The organism is Rhizobium redzepovicii, from assembly GCF_019793435.1.
Classification (GTDB): Bacteria; Pseudomonadota; Alphaproteobacteria; order Rhizobiales; family Rhizobiaceae; genus Rhizobium; species Rhizobium redzepovicii.
Map to the genome: position 1 here is coordinate 35,648 of NZ_JAILYH010000024.1, position 14,560 is coordinate 50,207.

Annotated in this window: 12 protein-coding genes and 1 pseudogene; 9 read left to right on the top strand and 4 right to left on the bottom strand. The window is 62.7% G+C overall.

The genetic code is table 11. The features are described from left to right. Nucleotides 1-23: 23 nt before the first annotated feature. Both K6N12_RS29510 and K6N12_RS29515 read right to left on the bottom strand, forming a co-directional pair. A complete protein-coding gene (locus K6N12_RS29510) occupies nucleotides 24-725 on the bottom strand; it encodes an SDR family NAD(P)-dependent oxidoreductase (RefSeq protein ID WP_097624793.1) in 702 nt (233 codons plus the stop codon). A gap of 75 nt (nucleotides 726-800) precedes the next feature. Next, a pseudogene (locus K6N12_RS29515) lies at nucleotides 801-1,490 on the bottom strand (DNA-3-methyladenine glycosylase I). A 230-nt stretch (nucleotides 1,491-1,720) separates the two neighbouring features. Here K6N12_RS29515 and K6N12_RS29520 point away from each other — a divergent pair. The 5 genes from K6N12_RS29520 (at nucleotide 1,721) to K6N12_RS29540 (ending at nucleotide 8,236) form a co-directional block, all read left to right on the top strand. Beyond that, nucleotides 1,721-3,517 carry an acyl-CoA dehydrogenase C-terminal domain-containing protein gene (locus K6N12_RS29520; protein ID WP_097624794.1) on the top strand — a complete coding sequence of 599 codons (1,797 nt, stop codon included), beginning with the start codon at nucleotides 1,721-1,723 and terminating at the stop codon, nucleotides 3,515-3,517. A 226-nt stretch (nucleotides 3,518-3,743) separates the two neighbouring features. Then, nucleotides 3,744-4,952 carry an acetyl-CoA C-acetyltransferase gene (locus tag K6N12_RS29525; RefSeq protein WP_097624795.1) on the top strand — a complete coding sequence of 403 codons (1,209 nt, stop codon included), beginning with the start codon at nucleotides 3,744-3,746 and terminating at the stop codon, nucleotides 4,950-4,952. Between the two features lie 2 nt (nucleotides 4,953-4,954). Further along, entirely contained in the window at nucleotides 4,955-5,338 is a 384-nt protein-coding gene (locus K6N12_RS29530; RefSeq protein WP_097624796.1) for a cupin domain-containing protein, read from the top strand. A 16-nt stretch (nucleotides 5,339-5,354) separates the two neighbouring features. After that, nucleotides 5,355-7,568, top strand: coding sequence for a 3-hydroxyacyl-CoA dehydrogenase NAD-binding domain-containing protein (locus K6N12_RS29535; protein WP_097624797.1), 2,214 nt, complete (start codon nucleotides 5,355-5,357; stop codon nucleotides 7,566-7,568). A gap of 458 nt (nucleotides 7,569-8,026) precedes the next feature. Then, nucleotides 8,027-8,236 carry a cold-shock protein gene (locus K6N12_RS29540; RefSeq protein ID WP_003545273.1) on the top strand — a complete coding sequence of 70 codons (210 nt, stop codon included), beginning with the start codon at nucleotides 8,027-8,029 and terminating at the stop codon, nucleotides 8,234-8,236. A 223-nt stretch (nucleotides 8,237-8,459) separates the two neighbouring features. Here K6N12_RS29540 and K6N12_RS29545 read toward each other — a convergent pair whose 3' ends face one another. Then, nucleotides 8,460-8,960: a MarR family winged helix-turn-helix transcriptional regulator gene (locus K6N12_RS29545; RefSeq protein ID WP_097624798.1), complete on the bottom strand. Its 501-nt coding sequence runs from the start codon at nucleotides 8,958-8,960 to the stop codon at nucleotides 8,460-8,462. A gap of 54 nt (nucleotides 8,961-9,014) precedes the next feature. Here K6N12_RS29545 and K6N12_RS29550 point away from each other — a divergent pair, with 54 nt between their 5' ends. From K6N12_RS29550 to K6N12_RS29560, 3 genes are all read left to right on the top strand, one after another. Next, a complete protein-coding gene (locus K6N12_RS29550) occupies nucleotides 9,015-9,419 on the top strand; it encodes a GFA family protein (protein ID WP_097624799.1) in 405 nt (134 codons plus the stop codon). An 83-nt stretch (nucleotides 9,420-9,502) separates the two neighbouring features. After that, a complete protein-coding gene (locus K6N12_RS29555; RefSeq protein ID WP_131711355.1) occupies nucleotides 9,503-9,967 on the top strand; it encodes a nuclear transport factor 2 family protein in 465 nt (154 codons plus the stop codon). 259 nt (nucleotides 9,968-10,226) lie between these two features. Beyond that, a complete protein-coding gene (locus K6N12_RS29560; RefSeq protein ID WP_222134636.1) occupies nucleotides 10,227-12,584 on the top strand; it encodes a methyl-accepting chemotaxis protein in 2,358 nt (785 codons plus the stop codon). Nucleotides 12,585-12,644: 60 nt separating this feature from the next. On the opposite strand, the gene K6N12_RS29565 is transcribed toward K6N12_RS29560, so the two are convergent. After that, nucleotides 12,645-13,838 (bottom strand): MFS transporter, encoded by a 1,194-nt coding sequence (locus tag K6N12_RS29565; RefSeq protein ID WP_097624801.1) that lies wholly within the window; start codon nucleotides 13,836-13,838, stop codon nucleotides 12,645-12,647. Nucleotides 13,839-14,001: 163 nt separating this feature from the next. Between K6N12_RS29565 and K6N12_RS29570 the strand changes: the two genes are divergently transcribed. Then, nucleotides 14,002-14,559 (top strand): TetR/AcrR family transcriptional regulator, encoded by a 558-nt coding sequence (locus K6N12_RS29570; protein ID WP_097624802.1) that lies wholly within the window; start codon nucleotides 14,002-14,004, stop codon nucleotides 14,557-14,559. The last annotated feature ends 1 nt before the right edge of the window (nucleotide 14,560 follow it).

Below are 14,560 nucleotides of genomic sequence, written 5' to 3' on the forward strand. Positions count from 1 at the left end.
GCCTCTTCTGCGCCGCCGGCAGCTCAGAAATTCTCCGTCCATGGCCGGACTTCCACTTCCAGCGACCAAGCACTGCGGTGCTGGCGAAGCACGTCGATATAGGTCTGGGCGATCGCGTCCGGCAGCAGCGTGCCGTCTGGTTTCTCCGCCCGGTCCGGCCGGATTTCGGAACGCACGCCGCCGTCGATGACGAAATGGGCGACATGGATGCCCATCGGCCCGAGCTCGCGGGCGGCACTCTGGGCAAGGCCGCGCAGCGCGAACTTGCCCATAGCGAAGGGAGCCGATTGCGCAAAGCCTTTCACGCTTGCCGAAGCGCCGGTGAAGAAGATCGCGCCGCGGCCGCGCGGTATCATGTGCTGCGCCGCCTGTTGCGCCACCAGAAAGCCGCCGAAGGCGGTGGTCGCGATCGCCTTTTCCACTTCGGCGGGGTCGAGTTCGGCAAACGGGCCGCGCACCCGGGCGCCGGCATTGAAGATCACGACCTCTGGCCCGCCGATGGTGGCGGCAGCCTCTTCGAACAGCGCCGCGACGCTGGCAGGCTTCGACACATCGGCGCTGAATGCGCTGGCGCCTGTTTCCTCCAAGAGCGCCTGGAGCTTTTCGATGTTGCGGGCGGCAAGCCCGACCTTGACTCCGAGCGCCGACAATTGCCGGGCGAGCGATGCGCTGATGCCGGAACCCGCCCCGACGATGAGGGCGCTGGCATAGGGAAAGTCGGACATGAGTATCTTCCTGCGTGGATCGTCCGAAAGAGGTAGGAAGTGCCGATGGCTCGTGCCAGCGCCCTGGCGGGAATTTCAGTGCGGCCCTACCGCATCGATCGAATAGGCGCTGATGCGCGAGAGGTGATTGAAGGAAAGGCCGGTCTCCTCGGCCCATGCATTGAAGGCCTGCTGGATCAGCGGCTGGTCCTTCTTCGCTGTGCCGGAGGCAGACAGCGGCACGCCCGCCGATCGCAGGCAGGCGAGTACGTCCATCGTGGCGACGAAGCTGTCGCGGCCGATGCCGCGCAGGAAATATTGCCCGGTCATGCCGCCGAGCCGGCTGCCGCGTTTGCTCAGCAGGTCGAGAAGGCCGATCTGGTCCTCTCGCGGCCAGTCGGCGATAAAGGCGCCGGCGCTGCCATATTCCTTCGCCAGCTCCCTCACGAAAGCGGCATTGGCGCGCACCGCCATGATCTTCGCGCCGTTGCGGATGATCCGTTCGTCCGAGGTCAGCTCATGTCAGTAATCGTCCGGCGCAATATTGAGCATTGCCGGATCGAAACCGTAAAACGCCGCTTCGAAGCCCGGCCACTTCGCATCGATCACCTTCTGGACGAAGCCGCTGTAGAAGATACGTCGGGTCATGTCGGCGAGGATGCGGTCGTCGGGCATGGTGCGCAGCCGGTCGTGATCCGGCCGATGTTTCTCCAGCATTGCCTGCAGCGCTGCCGCGCCGCCTTTCCGTTGCTCCGCACGCTGCCTTATCGCATCGAAACTGATCATCTGAAGCATTCCCGATCTGCGGTTTAAAGAGCCTTGCCGCTTATACGTCGTTCCGCAATGGACAAGGAAGGGGAGACGACGTCTCGTCAGCAGTTGCGGATTCGCGCCCGTAATTTTTTTCGCGAAAGGCAGCCAAGGTGGCGATTTTGACGTTTACGCAAACGTCAATATTTTGTAAGACAGTCCGCGAGGCCGGCGCGACCGGCAGTCGAATGGGAGGAATTTGACAGATGCCAGTCTACAAGGCCCCGGTGAACGATACGCTCTTCGTCCTGAACGACGTGCTGGGCCTCGAACGCTACAACAATCTGCCGGGTTTCGCCGACGCCACGCCCGATATGATCGAAGCGATCCTCGGCGAGGCGGCCAAGGTGGCCGAAGAAGTTCTCTTTCCCGTGAATTATTCCGGCGATCAGGAAGGCTGCACGCGCCACGACGATGCCAGCGTCTCGACGCCGAAAGGCTTCCAGGAGGCTTACAAAGCCTATCGCGATGGCGGCTGGATCGGCCTTGCGGTGCCGGAGGAATTCGGCGGGCAGGGGCTTCCCTATACGCTGCATACCGCCGTCGGCGAATATACCTCCGCCGCCAACATGTCGTTGATGATGTATCCGGGCCTGACGCAGGGCGCGATCGCCGCGATCCTCGTCCACGGTTCGGCCGAGCAGAAAACCACCTATCTGCCGAAGATGGTGGACGGCGCCTGGACCGGCACGATGAACTTGACCGAGCCGCATTGCGGCACCGATCTCGGCATACTGCGCACCAAGGCAGTGCCGCAGGCCGACGGCAGCTACAAGATCTCCGGCCAGAAGATCTTCATCTCCGCCGGTGAGCATGACCTTGCCGACAACATCGTCCACTTGGTGCTTGCCCGCATCGAAGGCGCGCCGGAGGGTACCAAGGGCATCTCGCTCTTCATCGTACCGAAATTCCTCGTCGGCAAGGACGGTGCGCTTGGCGCCCGCAACGCGGTCACCTGCGGTGCGATCGAGCACAAGATGGGCATCCACGCCAACGCCACCTGCGTCATGAATTACGACGAGGCGACCGGCTTCCTGATCGGCGCCGAAAACCGCGGCCTCAACGCCATGTTCGTGATGATGAACGAGGCCCGTCTGATGGTCGGCCTGCAGGGTATCGCCATTTCCGAGATCGCCTATCAGAATGCCGCCAACTACGCCCGCGACCGCATCCAGGGTCGCTCGCTGTCCGGCCCTAAGGCGCCGGACAAGAAGGCCGATCCGATCATCGTCCATCCCGATATCCGCCGAACGCTGATGACCATCCGCGCCTTCAACGAGGCCGGCCGCGCCTTCCTGCTCTGGACGGCGCTCAAATCCGATATCGCCCACCGCGCCACCGACGACAAGGAGCGCCAGACGGCCGACGATATTCTCGGCCTCGTCACCCCCATCCTCAAGGGCGTGATGACCGACAAGGGCTTCGATAACGCCGTCATGGCCCAGCAGGTCTTCGGCGGTCACGGCTATATCGAAGAACACGGCATGAGCCAGTATGTGCGCGATGCCCGCATCGCCATGATCTATGAAGGCGCCAACGGCATTCAGGCGCTCGACCTCGTCGGCCGCAAGCTCGCCCTGAACGGCGGCCGCGCCGCCATGGCCCTCTTCAAGGAGATCGGTGATTTCTGCGAGGAGAACCGCGGCGACGAAAAGCTCTCCTTCTTCACCAAGCATCTGAAGAAGGGCTTGAACGACGTCCAGGCCGCGACCATGTGGTTCATGCAGAACGCCATGGCCAAGCCCGACAACGCCGGCGCCGGCTCGACCGACTATATGCATCTCTTCGGCCTCGTCGTTCTCGGCTATATGTGGGCAAAGATGGCGAAAGCCGCCGATGACGGCCTTGCATCCGGCGATGCGAGCCGCGAAGATTTCCTGAAGAACAAGCTGGTGACCGCCCGCTTCTTCATGGAGCGCATCATGCCGGAAACCGCGCTGCGCAAGACCCGCATCGAAGCCGGCGCCGACACGATGATGGACCTGGCCGCGGAAGCCTTCTAATTGAGGTTCCCCCTTCTCCCTAGCGGGGAGAAGGTGGCCCGAAGGGTCGGATGAGGGGGCCGCAGGCGCGGCTTTCGTTTGGCTCCGGCCTTGCCGGAGACCCCCTCATCGCCTCGCTTTGCCCAAGGTCGAGCCACTGGTCTCGACCCGTCCTTCGCACCCCGCTGGGGAGAAGGGAAAACACGAAATTTACCGGCGCCCGCCGCGCCGCCAGGGAGACGAGACAATGACCGAGGTTTTCATTTACGATCACGTCCGCACGCCGCGCGGCCGCGGCAAGAAGGATGGCGCCCTGCATGAGGTGCCCTCCGTCCGCCTTGCGGCCAAGACGCTGGAGGCAATCCGCGACCGCAACGGGCTCGACACCACGACGGTCGACGACATCATCATGGGCTGCGTCGATCCGGTGATGGATGCCGGCGCGGTCATCCCCAAGGCCGCCGCTTTCGAGGCCGGTTATTCCACCAGGGCGCCCGGCATGCAGATCTCCCGTTTCTGCGCCTCCGGGCTCGATGCCGTCAATTTCGGCGCCGGCAAGATCGCCCAAGGGGCCGACGACATCGTCATCGCGGGCGGCGTCGAAAGCATGTCCCGCGTCGGCCTCGGCATGTCCGGCGGCGCCTGGTTCATGGATCCCTCGGTGAATTTCCCGGCCTATTTCATGCCGCAGGGCGTCTCGGCCGATCTCATCGCCACCAAATACGGTTTCAGCAGAACCGATCTCGACGCCTATGCCGTCGAGAGCCAGAAGCGCGCCGGACATGCCTGGGCGCAGGGTTGGTTCGACAAGTCGGTCGTCCCGGTCAAGGATCAGAACGGCCTGACGATCCTGGATAAGGATGAACATATGCGCCCGGGCACCGATATGCAGGCGCTGGCTTCGCTCAATCCGTCCTTCCAGATGCCGGGCGAGATGGGCGGCTTCGAAGCCGTCGGCATCCAGGCGCATCCCGAGATCGAGCGCATCAACTATGTCCACCATGCCGGCAATTCCTCCGGCATCGTTGACGGCGCCGGCGTCGTCCTGCTCGGCTCGAAGGCCGGCGGCGAAAGCATGGGGCTGAAGCCCCGCGCCCGCATCAAGGCCTTCGCCAATATCGGCTCCGATCCGGCTTTGATGCTGACCGGCCCGGTCGATGTCACCGAGAAGCTGTTGACGCGGACCGGCATGCGCCTTGCCGATATCGACCTCTTCGAGCTGAACGAGGCCTTCGCCGCCGTGGTGCTGCGATACATGCAGGCTTTCGACATCGATCACGACAGGATCAACGTCAATGGCGGCGCCATCGCCATGGGCCATCCGCTCGGCGCCACCGGCGCGATGATCCTCGGCACGGTGCTGGACGAACTTGAACGCCGCGACCTCAACACCGCGCTGGTGACGCTCTGCATCGGCGCCGGCATGGGCACGGCAACGGTTATCGAAAGGGTCTGAGGATGGGCTTCAACACCGGCACGATCGAAACCGAATATGCGGAGGTCACCGAGCACTGGTCGCCCCGCGTCATCGCCGATCTCAACGGCCAGAGCGTCAAGCTCGCCAAGGTCCAGGGCCAGCTGACCTGGCATTCCCACCGCGACGAGGACGAGCTTTTCCTCATCTGGAAGGGGTCGCTGACCATCGAATATCGCGACCGCCCGCATGTGCATCTGAGCGCCGGTGATTTTCATGTCGTGCCGAGAGGTGTCGAGCATAATCCGGTTGCGCCAGAGGAATGCTGGATCGTGCTTTTCGAGCCGTCGCAGACCAAGCACACCGGCGATGTCGTCACCGAAAAGACGAAGACCTTAGACGCGCAGCGCAGCCATTTGCCGGCTTGATCGGGGAGGAAACCCAATGACCTACACCAATTTCACGCTCGAAACCGACGCCGACGGCATCGCTCTCGTCACCTGGGACATGCCCGGCAAATCGATGAACGTTTTTACCGCCGAGGTGATGGCCGAACTCGACGCGATCATTGACGCCACGACCGCTGACGCTGCCGTCAAGGGCGTCGTCTTCACCTCGGGCAAATCCTCCTTCTCCGGCGGCGCCGATCTGTCGATGATCAAGTCGATGTTCAGCGCCTATCAGGACGAGAAGGCAAACAGCCCGGAGACAGCGGTGCAGACGCTTTTCGGCCTGGTCGGGCGCATGTCCGGCCTGTTCCGCAAGCTCGAAACATCGGGCAAGCCCTGGGTTTCGGCCATCAACGGCACCTGCATGGGCGGCGCCTTTGAACTGTCGCTTGCCTGCCACGGTCGTGTCGCCTCCAACGCCAAGAGCGTCAAGATCGCGCTGCCCGAGGTAAAGGTCGGCATCTTCCCCGGCGCCGGCGGCACCCAGCGTGTGCCGCGGCTGGCCAACGCCCAGGACGCGCTGCAGATGATGACGACCGGCCAGTCGCTGACCGGCTCCCGCGCCAAGGCGATGAACCTCGTGCATCAGGTGGTCGACCCGGATCAGTTGATCCCCGCCGCCAAGCAGATGATCAGGGATGGCCTGAAGCCGGTCGCCCCCTGGGACGAGAAGGGCTTCAAGGCGCCGGGTGGCGGCATCTGGACGCCGGCCTCCGCCCAGCTCTGGCCGGCCGCACCGGCAATCCTGCGCCGCGAAACCTCCGGCAATTATCCAGCCGCGCTCGCCATCCTGAAATGCGTCTATGAAGGCCTGCAGGTGCCCTTCGATACCGGCCTGAAGGTCGAGCAGCGTTATTTCACCGAAGTGCTGCAGACCCGCGAAGCCTTCTCGATGATCCGCTCGCTGTTCATCTCGATGCAGGAACTCGGCAAGGGTGCCCGCCGCCCGGCAGGCCATCCCAAGACCGAACTGAAACATGTCGGTGTCGTCGGCGCCGGCTTCATGGGCGCCTCGATCGCCTATGTCACCGCCGCCGCCGGTCTCCCAGTGACGCTGATCGACCGCGACATGGAAGCGGCCGCCAAGGGCAAGGCCGTCTGCGAAGGCCTGGTCAAGGATTCCGTCGGTAAGGGACGGTTTACGCAGGACGAGGCCGCGGCCCTTCTTGCCCGCATCACGCCCTCCGCCGATTATGCCGGTCTCGCCACCGCCGATCTCGTCATCGAGGCGGTGTTCGAGGATCGCGAAGTGAAAAAGTCGGTCATCGAGGCGGTCGAAGCCGTACTGCCGGAAGGCGCGATCTTCGCCTCCAATACCTCGACCCTGCCGATCACGGGACTGGCGAAGAACTCGAAGCGCCCCGCCGATTTCATCGGCATCCACTTCTTCTCGCCCGTGGAGAAGATGATGCTGACCGAGGTCATCCTCGGCAAGGAGACCGGCGACAAGGCGCTCGCCGTCGCTCTCGATTATGTCGCGGCGATCAAGAAGACGCCGATCGTCGTCAACGACACCCGCGGCTTCTTCGTCAATCGCTGCGTGCTGCGCTACATGTCTGAGAGTTACGACATGCTGATCGAGGGCGTGCCGCCTGCGATGATCGAGAATGCGGCGAAGATGGCCGGCATGCCGGTCGGTCCCCTGGCGCTAAACGACGAGGTGGCGATCGACCTGTCGCTGAAGATCCTCAAGGCCACCGCCGCCGATCTTGGCGAGAAGGCGATCGACCCCAGGCATATGGAGCTGATCTCCCGAATGGTGGAAAAGGAGGGCCGTTTCGGCCGCAAGAATTCCAAGGGCTTTTACGACTATCCGCCGAAACCGGCGAAAAAGTCGCTCTGGCCCGAACTGAAGAGCCTCTACCCGCAGAAGAAGGCGGATGAGGTCGATGTCGCCGTGCTGAAGCAACGCTTCCTCGTCACCATCGCGCTCGAAGCCGCCCGCACCGTCGAGGAAGGTATCGTCACCGATCCGCGCGAAGCCGACGTCGGCTCGATCCTCGGATTCGGCTTCGCGCCCTATACCGGCGGCGCGCTCAGCTATATCGACGGCATGGGCGCTAAGGCCTTCGTGGACCTGGCAGAAAAGTTAGCTGGGGCTTACGGAGATCATTTCAAGCCGACGCCGCTGCTGAAGGATATGGCTGCCAAGGGTGAGACGTTTTATGGGCGGTTCGATCCTTATGCGGGGGCGAAGGTGGCGGCGTAAGCCGTTTCGCGGTCTTGGTTTTAACGGGACGAGCTTTTCCGTTGTGCCGCGGCCGCCCCCCTCTGCCCTGCCGGGCATCTTTCGCACAGGTGGGGAGATCACAAGTGGCCAAACCTTCCCGTCCCTCGACGGTTTCGCCACGCTGTGACGCCAGTTGTTTGGGGAAGCCAGTAAGCCAAGCCAATCTCCCCACCTGGGGGGAGATGCCCGGCAGGGCAGAGGGGTGGCCACGGCACGCCGTCCAAGAACGTCCCGCAAGCTGATTCGACTTTTCCGTGCCGACGCCTTGCCACGGACACAATTCCCGATTAAACGTTCTCGCATCGATCTTGCTAGATGAACTTTGAAACGGCGCTTGCGTCGTTCCTGGCGAACTTCCTCCAAAATCGGTTTTCATCGCCGCTCGTGCTTCGGTACGCGCGGCAATCTTCTATGAGCGATTCGAAAAGGATATCGTCATGAGCACTGGTACCGTAAAGTGGTTCAACGCAACCAAGGGCTTCGGCTTCATTCAGCCGGATGACGGCGCTGCCGACGTTTTCGTCCACATCTCGGCCGTCGAACGCGCCGGCATGCGCGATCTCAAGGATGGCCAGAAGCTGTCTTACGAGCTCGTCCGCGACAACAAGTCCGGCAAGATGTCGGCTGACCGCCTCCAGGCGGCTTAAGGCCCAGAGCAATTTCCAGGAAAACTGCGAAGCGGTTTTCCGTCGGGAATTGCGTAGAATAAAAAGCAGCGCGTCCCTTGGACGCGTGGAGCTTTGAATATCATCTCCGGATCGTGACCACGGATGTACTGGCACGGTTCGTTGAGATGGCAGGGAAGGTCGGGTTAGCCCGGCCTTTTTTATTTGCGGTCAGCCCCGGCCGTATCATCGCAAGGCCGATCGTTCAGCCGCGCGACGCCTCTTCGGCCTCCAGCATCTCCATCACCCGCGCCATCACCCCCCGCGCGGCATCGAGTTCGGTCGACATAAACGCGGCTCCAAGCCCATCGGCCCATCGGGCCTGCGCCACCTCGATGACGCCGAGCCGCGCTGCCCCTTCCGCGGTCAGCCGCACCAGCTTGGCCCGCTGGTGCTGCGGGTTGTCGGCATAGGCGATCAGCCCTTCACCCTCCAGCACGTCGGCAAGCCGCTGCACGCCCTGGCGGGCGAGGCCGAGCGCACGGGCGATCTGCGCCACCGACATGTCGCCGCGCCTTGCTGCGGCCAGCACCTGCCATCGCGCGCTTGTCTGTCCCGCGGGCTTCGCCAGCTGGTCGCCCGCCGCCGTCAGATGGCCGGCGAGGCGAAGGGCGGTGATCGCGAAAGCGGAAAAGGCATTCCCCTCCATCGTTCGCTCCGGCCGATTTTGTTTGACAACATGTTGTCGATTTTGTATCTCATCCATAATGACAACATATTGTCATATCGAAGTGTTGAAGGCAACAGTGAGGCGAGCGCCATGAAGAAGACCTACAAGGGAAGCTGCCATTGCGGCAAAGTGCACTACGAGGTCGATATGGATCTCGAAGAAGGCACCGGCCGCTGCAATTGCTCGATCTGCGCCAAGCGGCGCTATTGGGGCGCCAACGTCAAGCCGGAGGATTTCCGGCTGATGTCCGACGCAGCTGAGACATCAGATTACCAGTTCAACACGAAGAGCGGCCATCACCGCTTCTGCCGCACCTGCGGCGTGCCTGCCTTCGGCGACGGTTATGTCGAGGCGGTCGGCGGCGCCTATGTCTCGATCAACATCGCCTGTCTCGACGATATCACCCCTGAGGAACTGGCAGCCTTATCAGTCCGTTATTACGACGGCAGGCACGATGCCTGGTGGAACGAGCCTGAAGTGACGAGTTATCTCTGAAGCAATTCAGCAAATTGCGTGGCGGTTGTCGGATCGTCCTCCTCTCGTTCGTCCTCTGGCCGTAGTGGAAAAGGAGAACGATCGTGAACGACGAAGCCAATGCCAGGCATGAAGAAGAGGCGATCATCGCCATGCTGATGATGCGGGCCAAGGCGCTCGGTGAAAAGAACGCCGAAGAGGCGCTTTCCTATGAGGCCGAGGATTCCGTCGAGTTTTCGCTGGCGCCGCCGCTCGTCATCAATGGCAAGGACGAGGCCGGCGTGCAGGCCTGGTTCGATACTTGGGAAGGCCCAATCGGTGGCGAAGTGCGCGATGCCAGGTTGACGGTCGGCGGCGATGTCGCCTTCTGGAGCGGGCTGACGCGCATGACAGGCACCAAGACCGATGGCACGGAGGTCAATCTCTGGTTCCGCCAGACGCTGGGCCTCGTCAAGCGGGATGGCCGCTGGCTGGTCGTCCATCAGCACGCTTCCGTCCCCTTCGCCATGGATGGCAGCGGCCGTGCGCTGCTCGATCTGAAGCCGGAAAGTGCAGGCCCTGCGGAATAATCCCGTCGTCTTCAAAGCATGCCGTGCAGACCGCGCAGCGGTTTTGCGGCAAAGACATGCGAGAAAATAAACACTTAAAGCGCGCGCGGATCTGAAGGATAGCGGCGCTGCTTTAGAGCATAAGAACTTTCTTTTAATCAAATTTTGCAAGCATGAATATTGGGGGGCCTTCAGTTTCTGCTGGATGACGGTTGTTTAAACGCGCCGGCGAATTGGACTTAAGGCATGCGCCAGTACAGCAGCGAAGGCGAGCGGGAACATGCTTTTCAAGTCTACGACAAGTCGCAATCTCTTCTCTGTGGCGGCCTGCGGCGTCATTGCCGTTATTGTCGCTTCGGGGGCCATTTTCTATCGGTCCTATACCGAAATTCACAGCGGCAGCATCGAGCAGATGCGCCAGATCGCGACGGCCGAGGCGCTGAAGGTCGAAAAGAACATCGGCGGCACCGTGCATATCGTGGACGGTCTGAACGCCGTGCTGACGACGATGAAGGAAATGGGCGACACCGATCGAGCCAAGGCGGACAAGGTCCTGCGCAACATGCTGCAAGCCAACCCCCCGGTCCTTGGGATTTGGACCGGATGGGAGCCGAATGCTTTCGACGACAAGGACAAGGAATACGTCGGCAAGGAAGGACACGACACGACGGGCCGCTATGTGCCCTATTGGGTGCGCAGCGGCGGCCAGATCACCCATGCGGCTTTGACGGATTACACCGTCGCTGGAGCGGGCGACTATTATCAACTGCCGTTCACGCAGCGCAAAACCGTGATCATCGAGCCCTATTCCTATGCGATCGATGGAAAAGACGTTTTGATGACCTCTGTCACCGAGCCGATTGTGATCGACGGCAAAGCCGTCGGCGTTGCCGGCCTTGATCTTTCGCTTCAGGACACCGCCAAGGCGCTGTCAGCCAGCCGACCGATGGGAGCGGGCTTTCTTGGCCTGGTCACCAGTGCCGGCAAGATCGTCAGTCACCCGGATGCAAGCCTCATCGGCAAGAGCCTTTCCGAGACCGGAGCGAAAACTGCGGATTGGGACCATCTCATCGCCAACGCCGGTCTTGAGCGTGAAGTGACCAATGAGGACGGCAGCGTCTCCCTGGCAATTGCCACCGCCGTCAAGCTTGCCGAGGGCTCCAATTGGTATGCGATCGTTTCGGTCCCGAAGGCAACACTGTTCGCACCGCTCTATGCGGTGGTTCGGGATGCCATCGTCGCGACGAGCCTTGCGGCGGTGCTGCTGGGCATTGCCGGGTGGCTGATCGCACGCCGCTTCGTCGGCCGGATTTCCGGCGTCATCGCCGAGACTGCCGAGATTGCCGCGGGCAAGCTCGATGTCACCCTGAAGGACGGTGAGGCGAAGGACGAAATCGGCGATCTCTCGCGCTCGCTGAAGGCGCTATTGGAGAGCAACCGCGACAGGGCGCGTCTGGAGACCGAGGCAGAAGAAAACCGCGCGCTGCAGGAACGGGAGCGTGCCGAGCGCGCCCGGATCGACCAGGCCCAGGAAGCGGACGTCAAATTCGCCGTCGGTGAATTGGCGCTTGGCCTAGCCAAGCTTGCCGAAGGCGACATGACGAGCGCGCTCGAGCATCCTTTCGCCGCGACGCTTGATGAGACCCGCATCAATTTCAACGAGTCGGTCGTTAAACTGCGTTCGGCGCTGGTGTCGTTCTCGCAGAATGCGGAGGTCATCCAAAGCGGCACCGAGGAGATTCGTTCTGCGGCCGACGATCTGGCGCGCCGGACGGAACAACAGGCTGCCTCCGTCGAGCAAACTGCCGCGGCGCTTGAGCAGATCACGACATCCGTCAAGGATTCCACGGCGCGTGCCGAAGAAGCCGGATCGATGGTTGTTCGCACGAAGGAAAATGCCGAACGGTCCGGCCAGATCGTGCAGCGGGCTGTCGAAGCGATGAACGACATCGAACAGTCCTCCAAGTCGATCTCCAATATCATCGGCGTCATCGACGAGATCGCCTTCCAGACGAACCTGCTTGCGCTGAATGCCGGCGTCGAGGCCGCCCGTGCCGGAGAAGCCGGCAAGGGCTTCGCGGTCGTCGCTCAGGAGGTCCGGGAGCTGGCGCAGCGCTCGGCCGGCGCAGCCAAGGAGATCAAGGCGCTGATTAGTGCTTCCGGCGGCCAGGTGCGGCATGGCGTTGCCCTGGTGCGTGAGACCGGCGATGCCTTGGACGGGATTGTGCAGGAGGTGCAGCAGATCGACCGCAATGTCCACGCGATCGTCCAATCCGCGCGCGAGCAGTCGACCGGCCTTCAGGAAATCAATACCGCCGTCAATCAGATGGATCAGGCGACGCAGAAGAACGCGGCTATGGTCGAGGAGTCGAATGCCGCGGCCCACACGCTTGCGACCGAGGTTTCCGCCCTGTCCGGACGGTTGGGCCAGTTCCGCCTCGATACGGGCACGGGCATGACATCGGCTATATCGCGATCGAACGCGCCGCGTCCGCTCGCCGCGCCGAAAATCGTCTCGTCGCATGCAACGATCCCGGTTCCCTCGCCGGCGCGTGCGCTGAAGAAGACGCTGGCGGCCGCGCTTGGCGGCGGTTCAAAGGCGGCCGCGCCGGCCGACCACGGCTGGGAGGATTTCTGACCCGATCCCTTCAACGGAACGGTGACGGATCCCCACCATGGATGATTGCGGCGGCCGTCCTCAGGCCGCCGCCTTCCGTCGTCCGGCGCGAAGCCCGAGCAGTCCGGCGCCCATCAGCAGCAGGATTGCCGTCGCATAGATATCGGTCGTCAGCGCATAACCGGCAGATTTCGCCAGGAACCCGGCAAGAATCGCCGGCAGGCTGAAGGCGAGATAGCTCTGAACGTAGAACGCCGACAGCAGCCCGGCCCGTTCATCCGCCTTGGCGAGCGGCATGATGGTGCCGATCGAGCCGAGGAAATTGGTGCCGAAACCGGCGCCGGTGAAGACGGTGCCGATGAGAAGCAGCGGCACATTGGCGAGATGCACGCCGGCAACGACCGTCAGAATGCCGAGCGTCTTGGCCGACACGCCGAAACCGAGATTGGCCGAGGCCGACTTGCCGCGCCTGAGATAGACGGTGATCGCTCCGCTCGCCATCAGCGCAGTCACGACGGCCCCTCCGGTCAGTGGCGCGCGGCTGCCGGTGGTGCTGGCGACCAGCGACGGGACCAGCGAAAGATAGAAGCCGGCGAGCGTCCAGTTGGCGATGTTGATCGGCGTCACCAGCGACAGCGGCCGCTTCACCTGCTGGGGAACCGTGACCCTGGGGATCAGCGAACCGAGCGCGCCCGGCCGTGTGCCGCCGGTCTCCTGCGTCAGCCAGATCGCCGCCGCCAGCAGCGCGAAGGCGAGAAGCAGCAGGGCATAAATGAGATGCATCGGGAAGGGGCCGTATTGGATCAGGGCGCTGGTGCCGACCGCGCCCACCGCCATGCCGCAAAGCGGCGCGATCGAATTGACGATCTGCCCCTTTGCCCGGTCGACATCCACGAGAGCAGCGCCCAGCGAGGCGCCGGCGATCCCGGTCGCAATTCCCTGGACGATCCGCGCCGCAATCAACCAGCCGGGGCCGCCGGCGACGACGAAGAGGCCCATGGCGATGATTTCGAGCACCAGGGCGAAAAAGATCACCGGCTTGCGGCCGAGATGATCCGAGAGCGAACCGGCGGTCAGGAGCGCTGCCAGCAGCGCGAAGGCGTAAACGGCGAAGACCACCGTAATCAGCACCGGCGAGAGCGAGAAGTTTTCCTGGTAGATCCGGTAGAGCGGCGTGGGCGCCGCGGAGGCGCCGAAAAAAGTGGCGAGCGTCAGCGCATGGAAACCGATCGAGGGCTGCGGCGCATTCTCTGTGGATTTGGCTGCGGCGACCATATATAAGCCCTCTTAAAGCTAAGCCGTTGCGTTAGCTCCATGTAAGGCGAGTGCATCGTAAAGGCAAATTCTTTGCGTTTATGGTTCTGTCAAAGATTTTGAACCATGCGTGTGTAAGGCATGTCGCCCGGAAGGTTCCGGGATAAGAGGTCGGGTTGCAGGCATGGCAGTGAAAGAGAATCTCCGTCCGGGCGGCAGAAGCGCCCGGGTTCAGGCATCGGTGCACAAGGCGGTCCGTGAGCTATTGGCCGACATGAACCGTGCCGAGGTGACGATTCCGCTGATCGCCGCCAGCGCGGGTGTGACGCCGTCGACCATCTATCGCCGCTGGGGCGACCTGCAGGAGCTTCTTGCCGATGTCGCCGTCGAGCGGCTGCGTCCGGATATGCAGCCGATCGATGCCGGCAGCGGCAAGGCCGATCTACAGGCCTGGGCTGAGCAATATGCCGAGGAAATGTCCTCCGGGCCGGGCCGCGAGATGATCCGCGACGTGCTGGCGGCACAAGCGGGCGCCAATGCCTGCAAATGCTCGGAATATACCCGCCAGCAGATCCTCGTCATCGCCGAGAGGGCCAAGGCCCGTAGCGAGATCTTTCCGGATGTGGACCGGGTCATGGATGATGTGGTGGCGCCGATCATGTACCGCATCCTGTTCGACGACGTGCCGGATGCCGCGCGGGTGAGCGATCTAGTCTCGCGCGTCATGACCACGAAGGATTGAG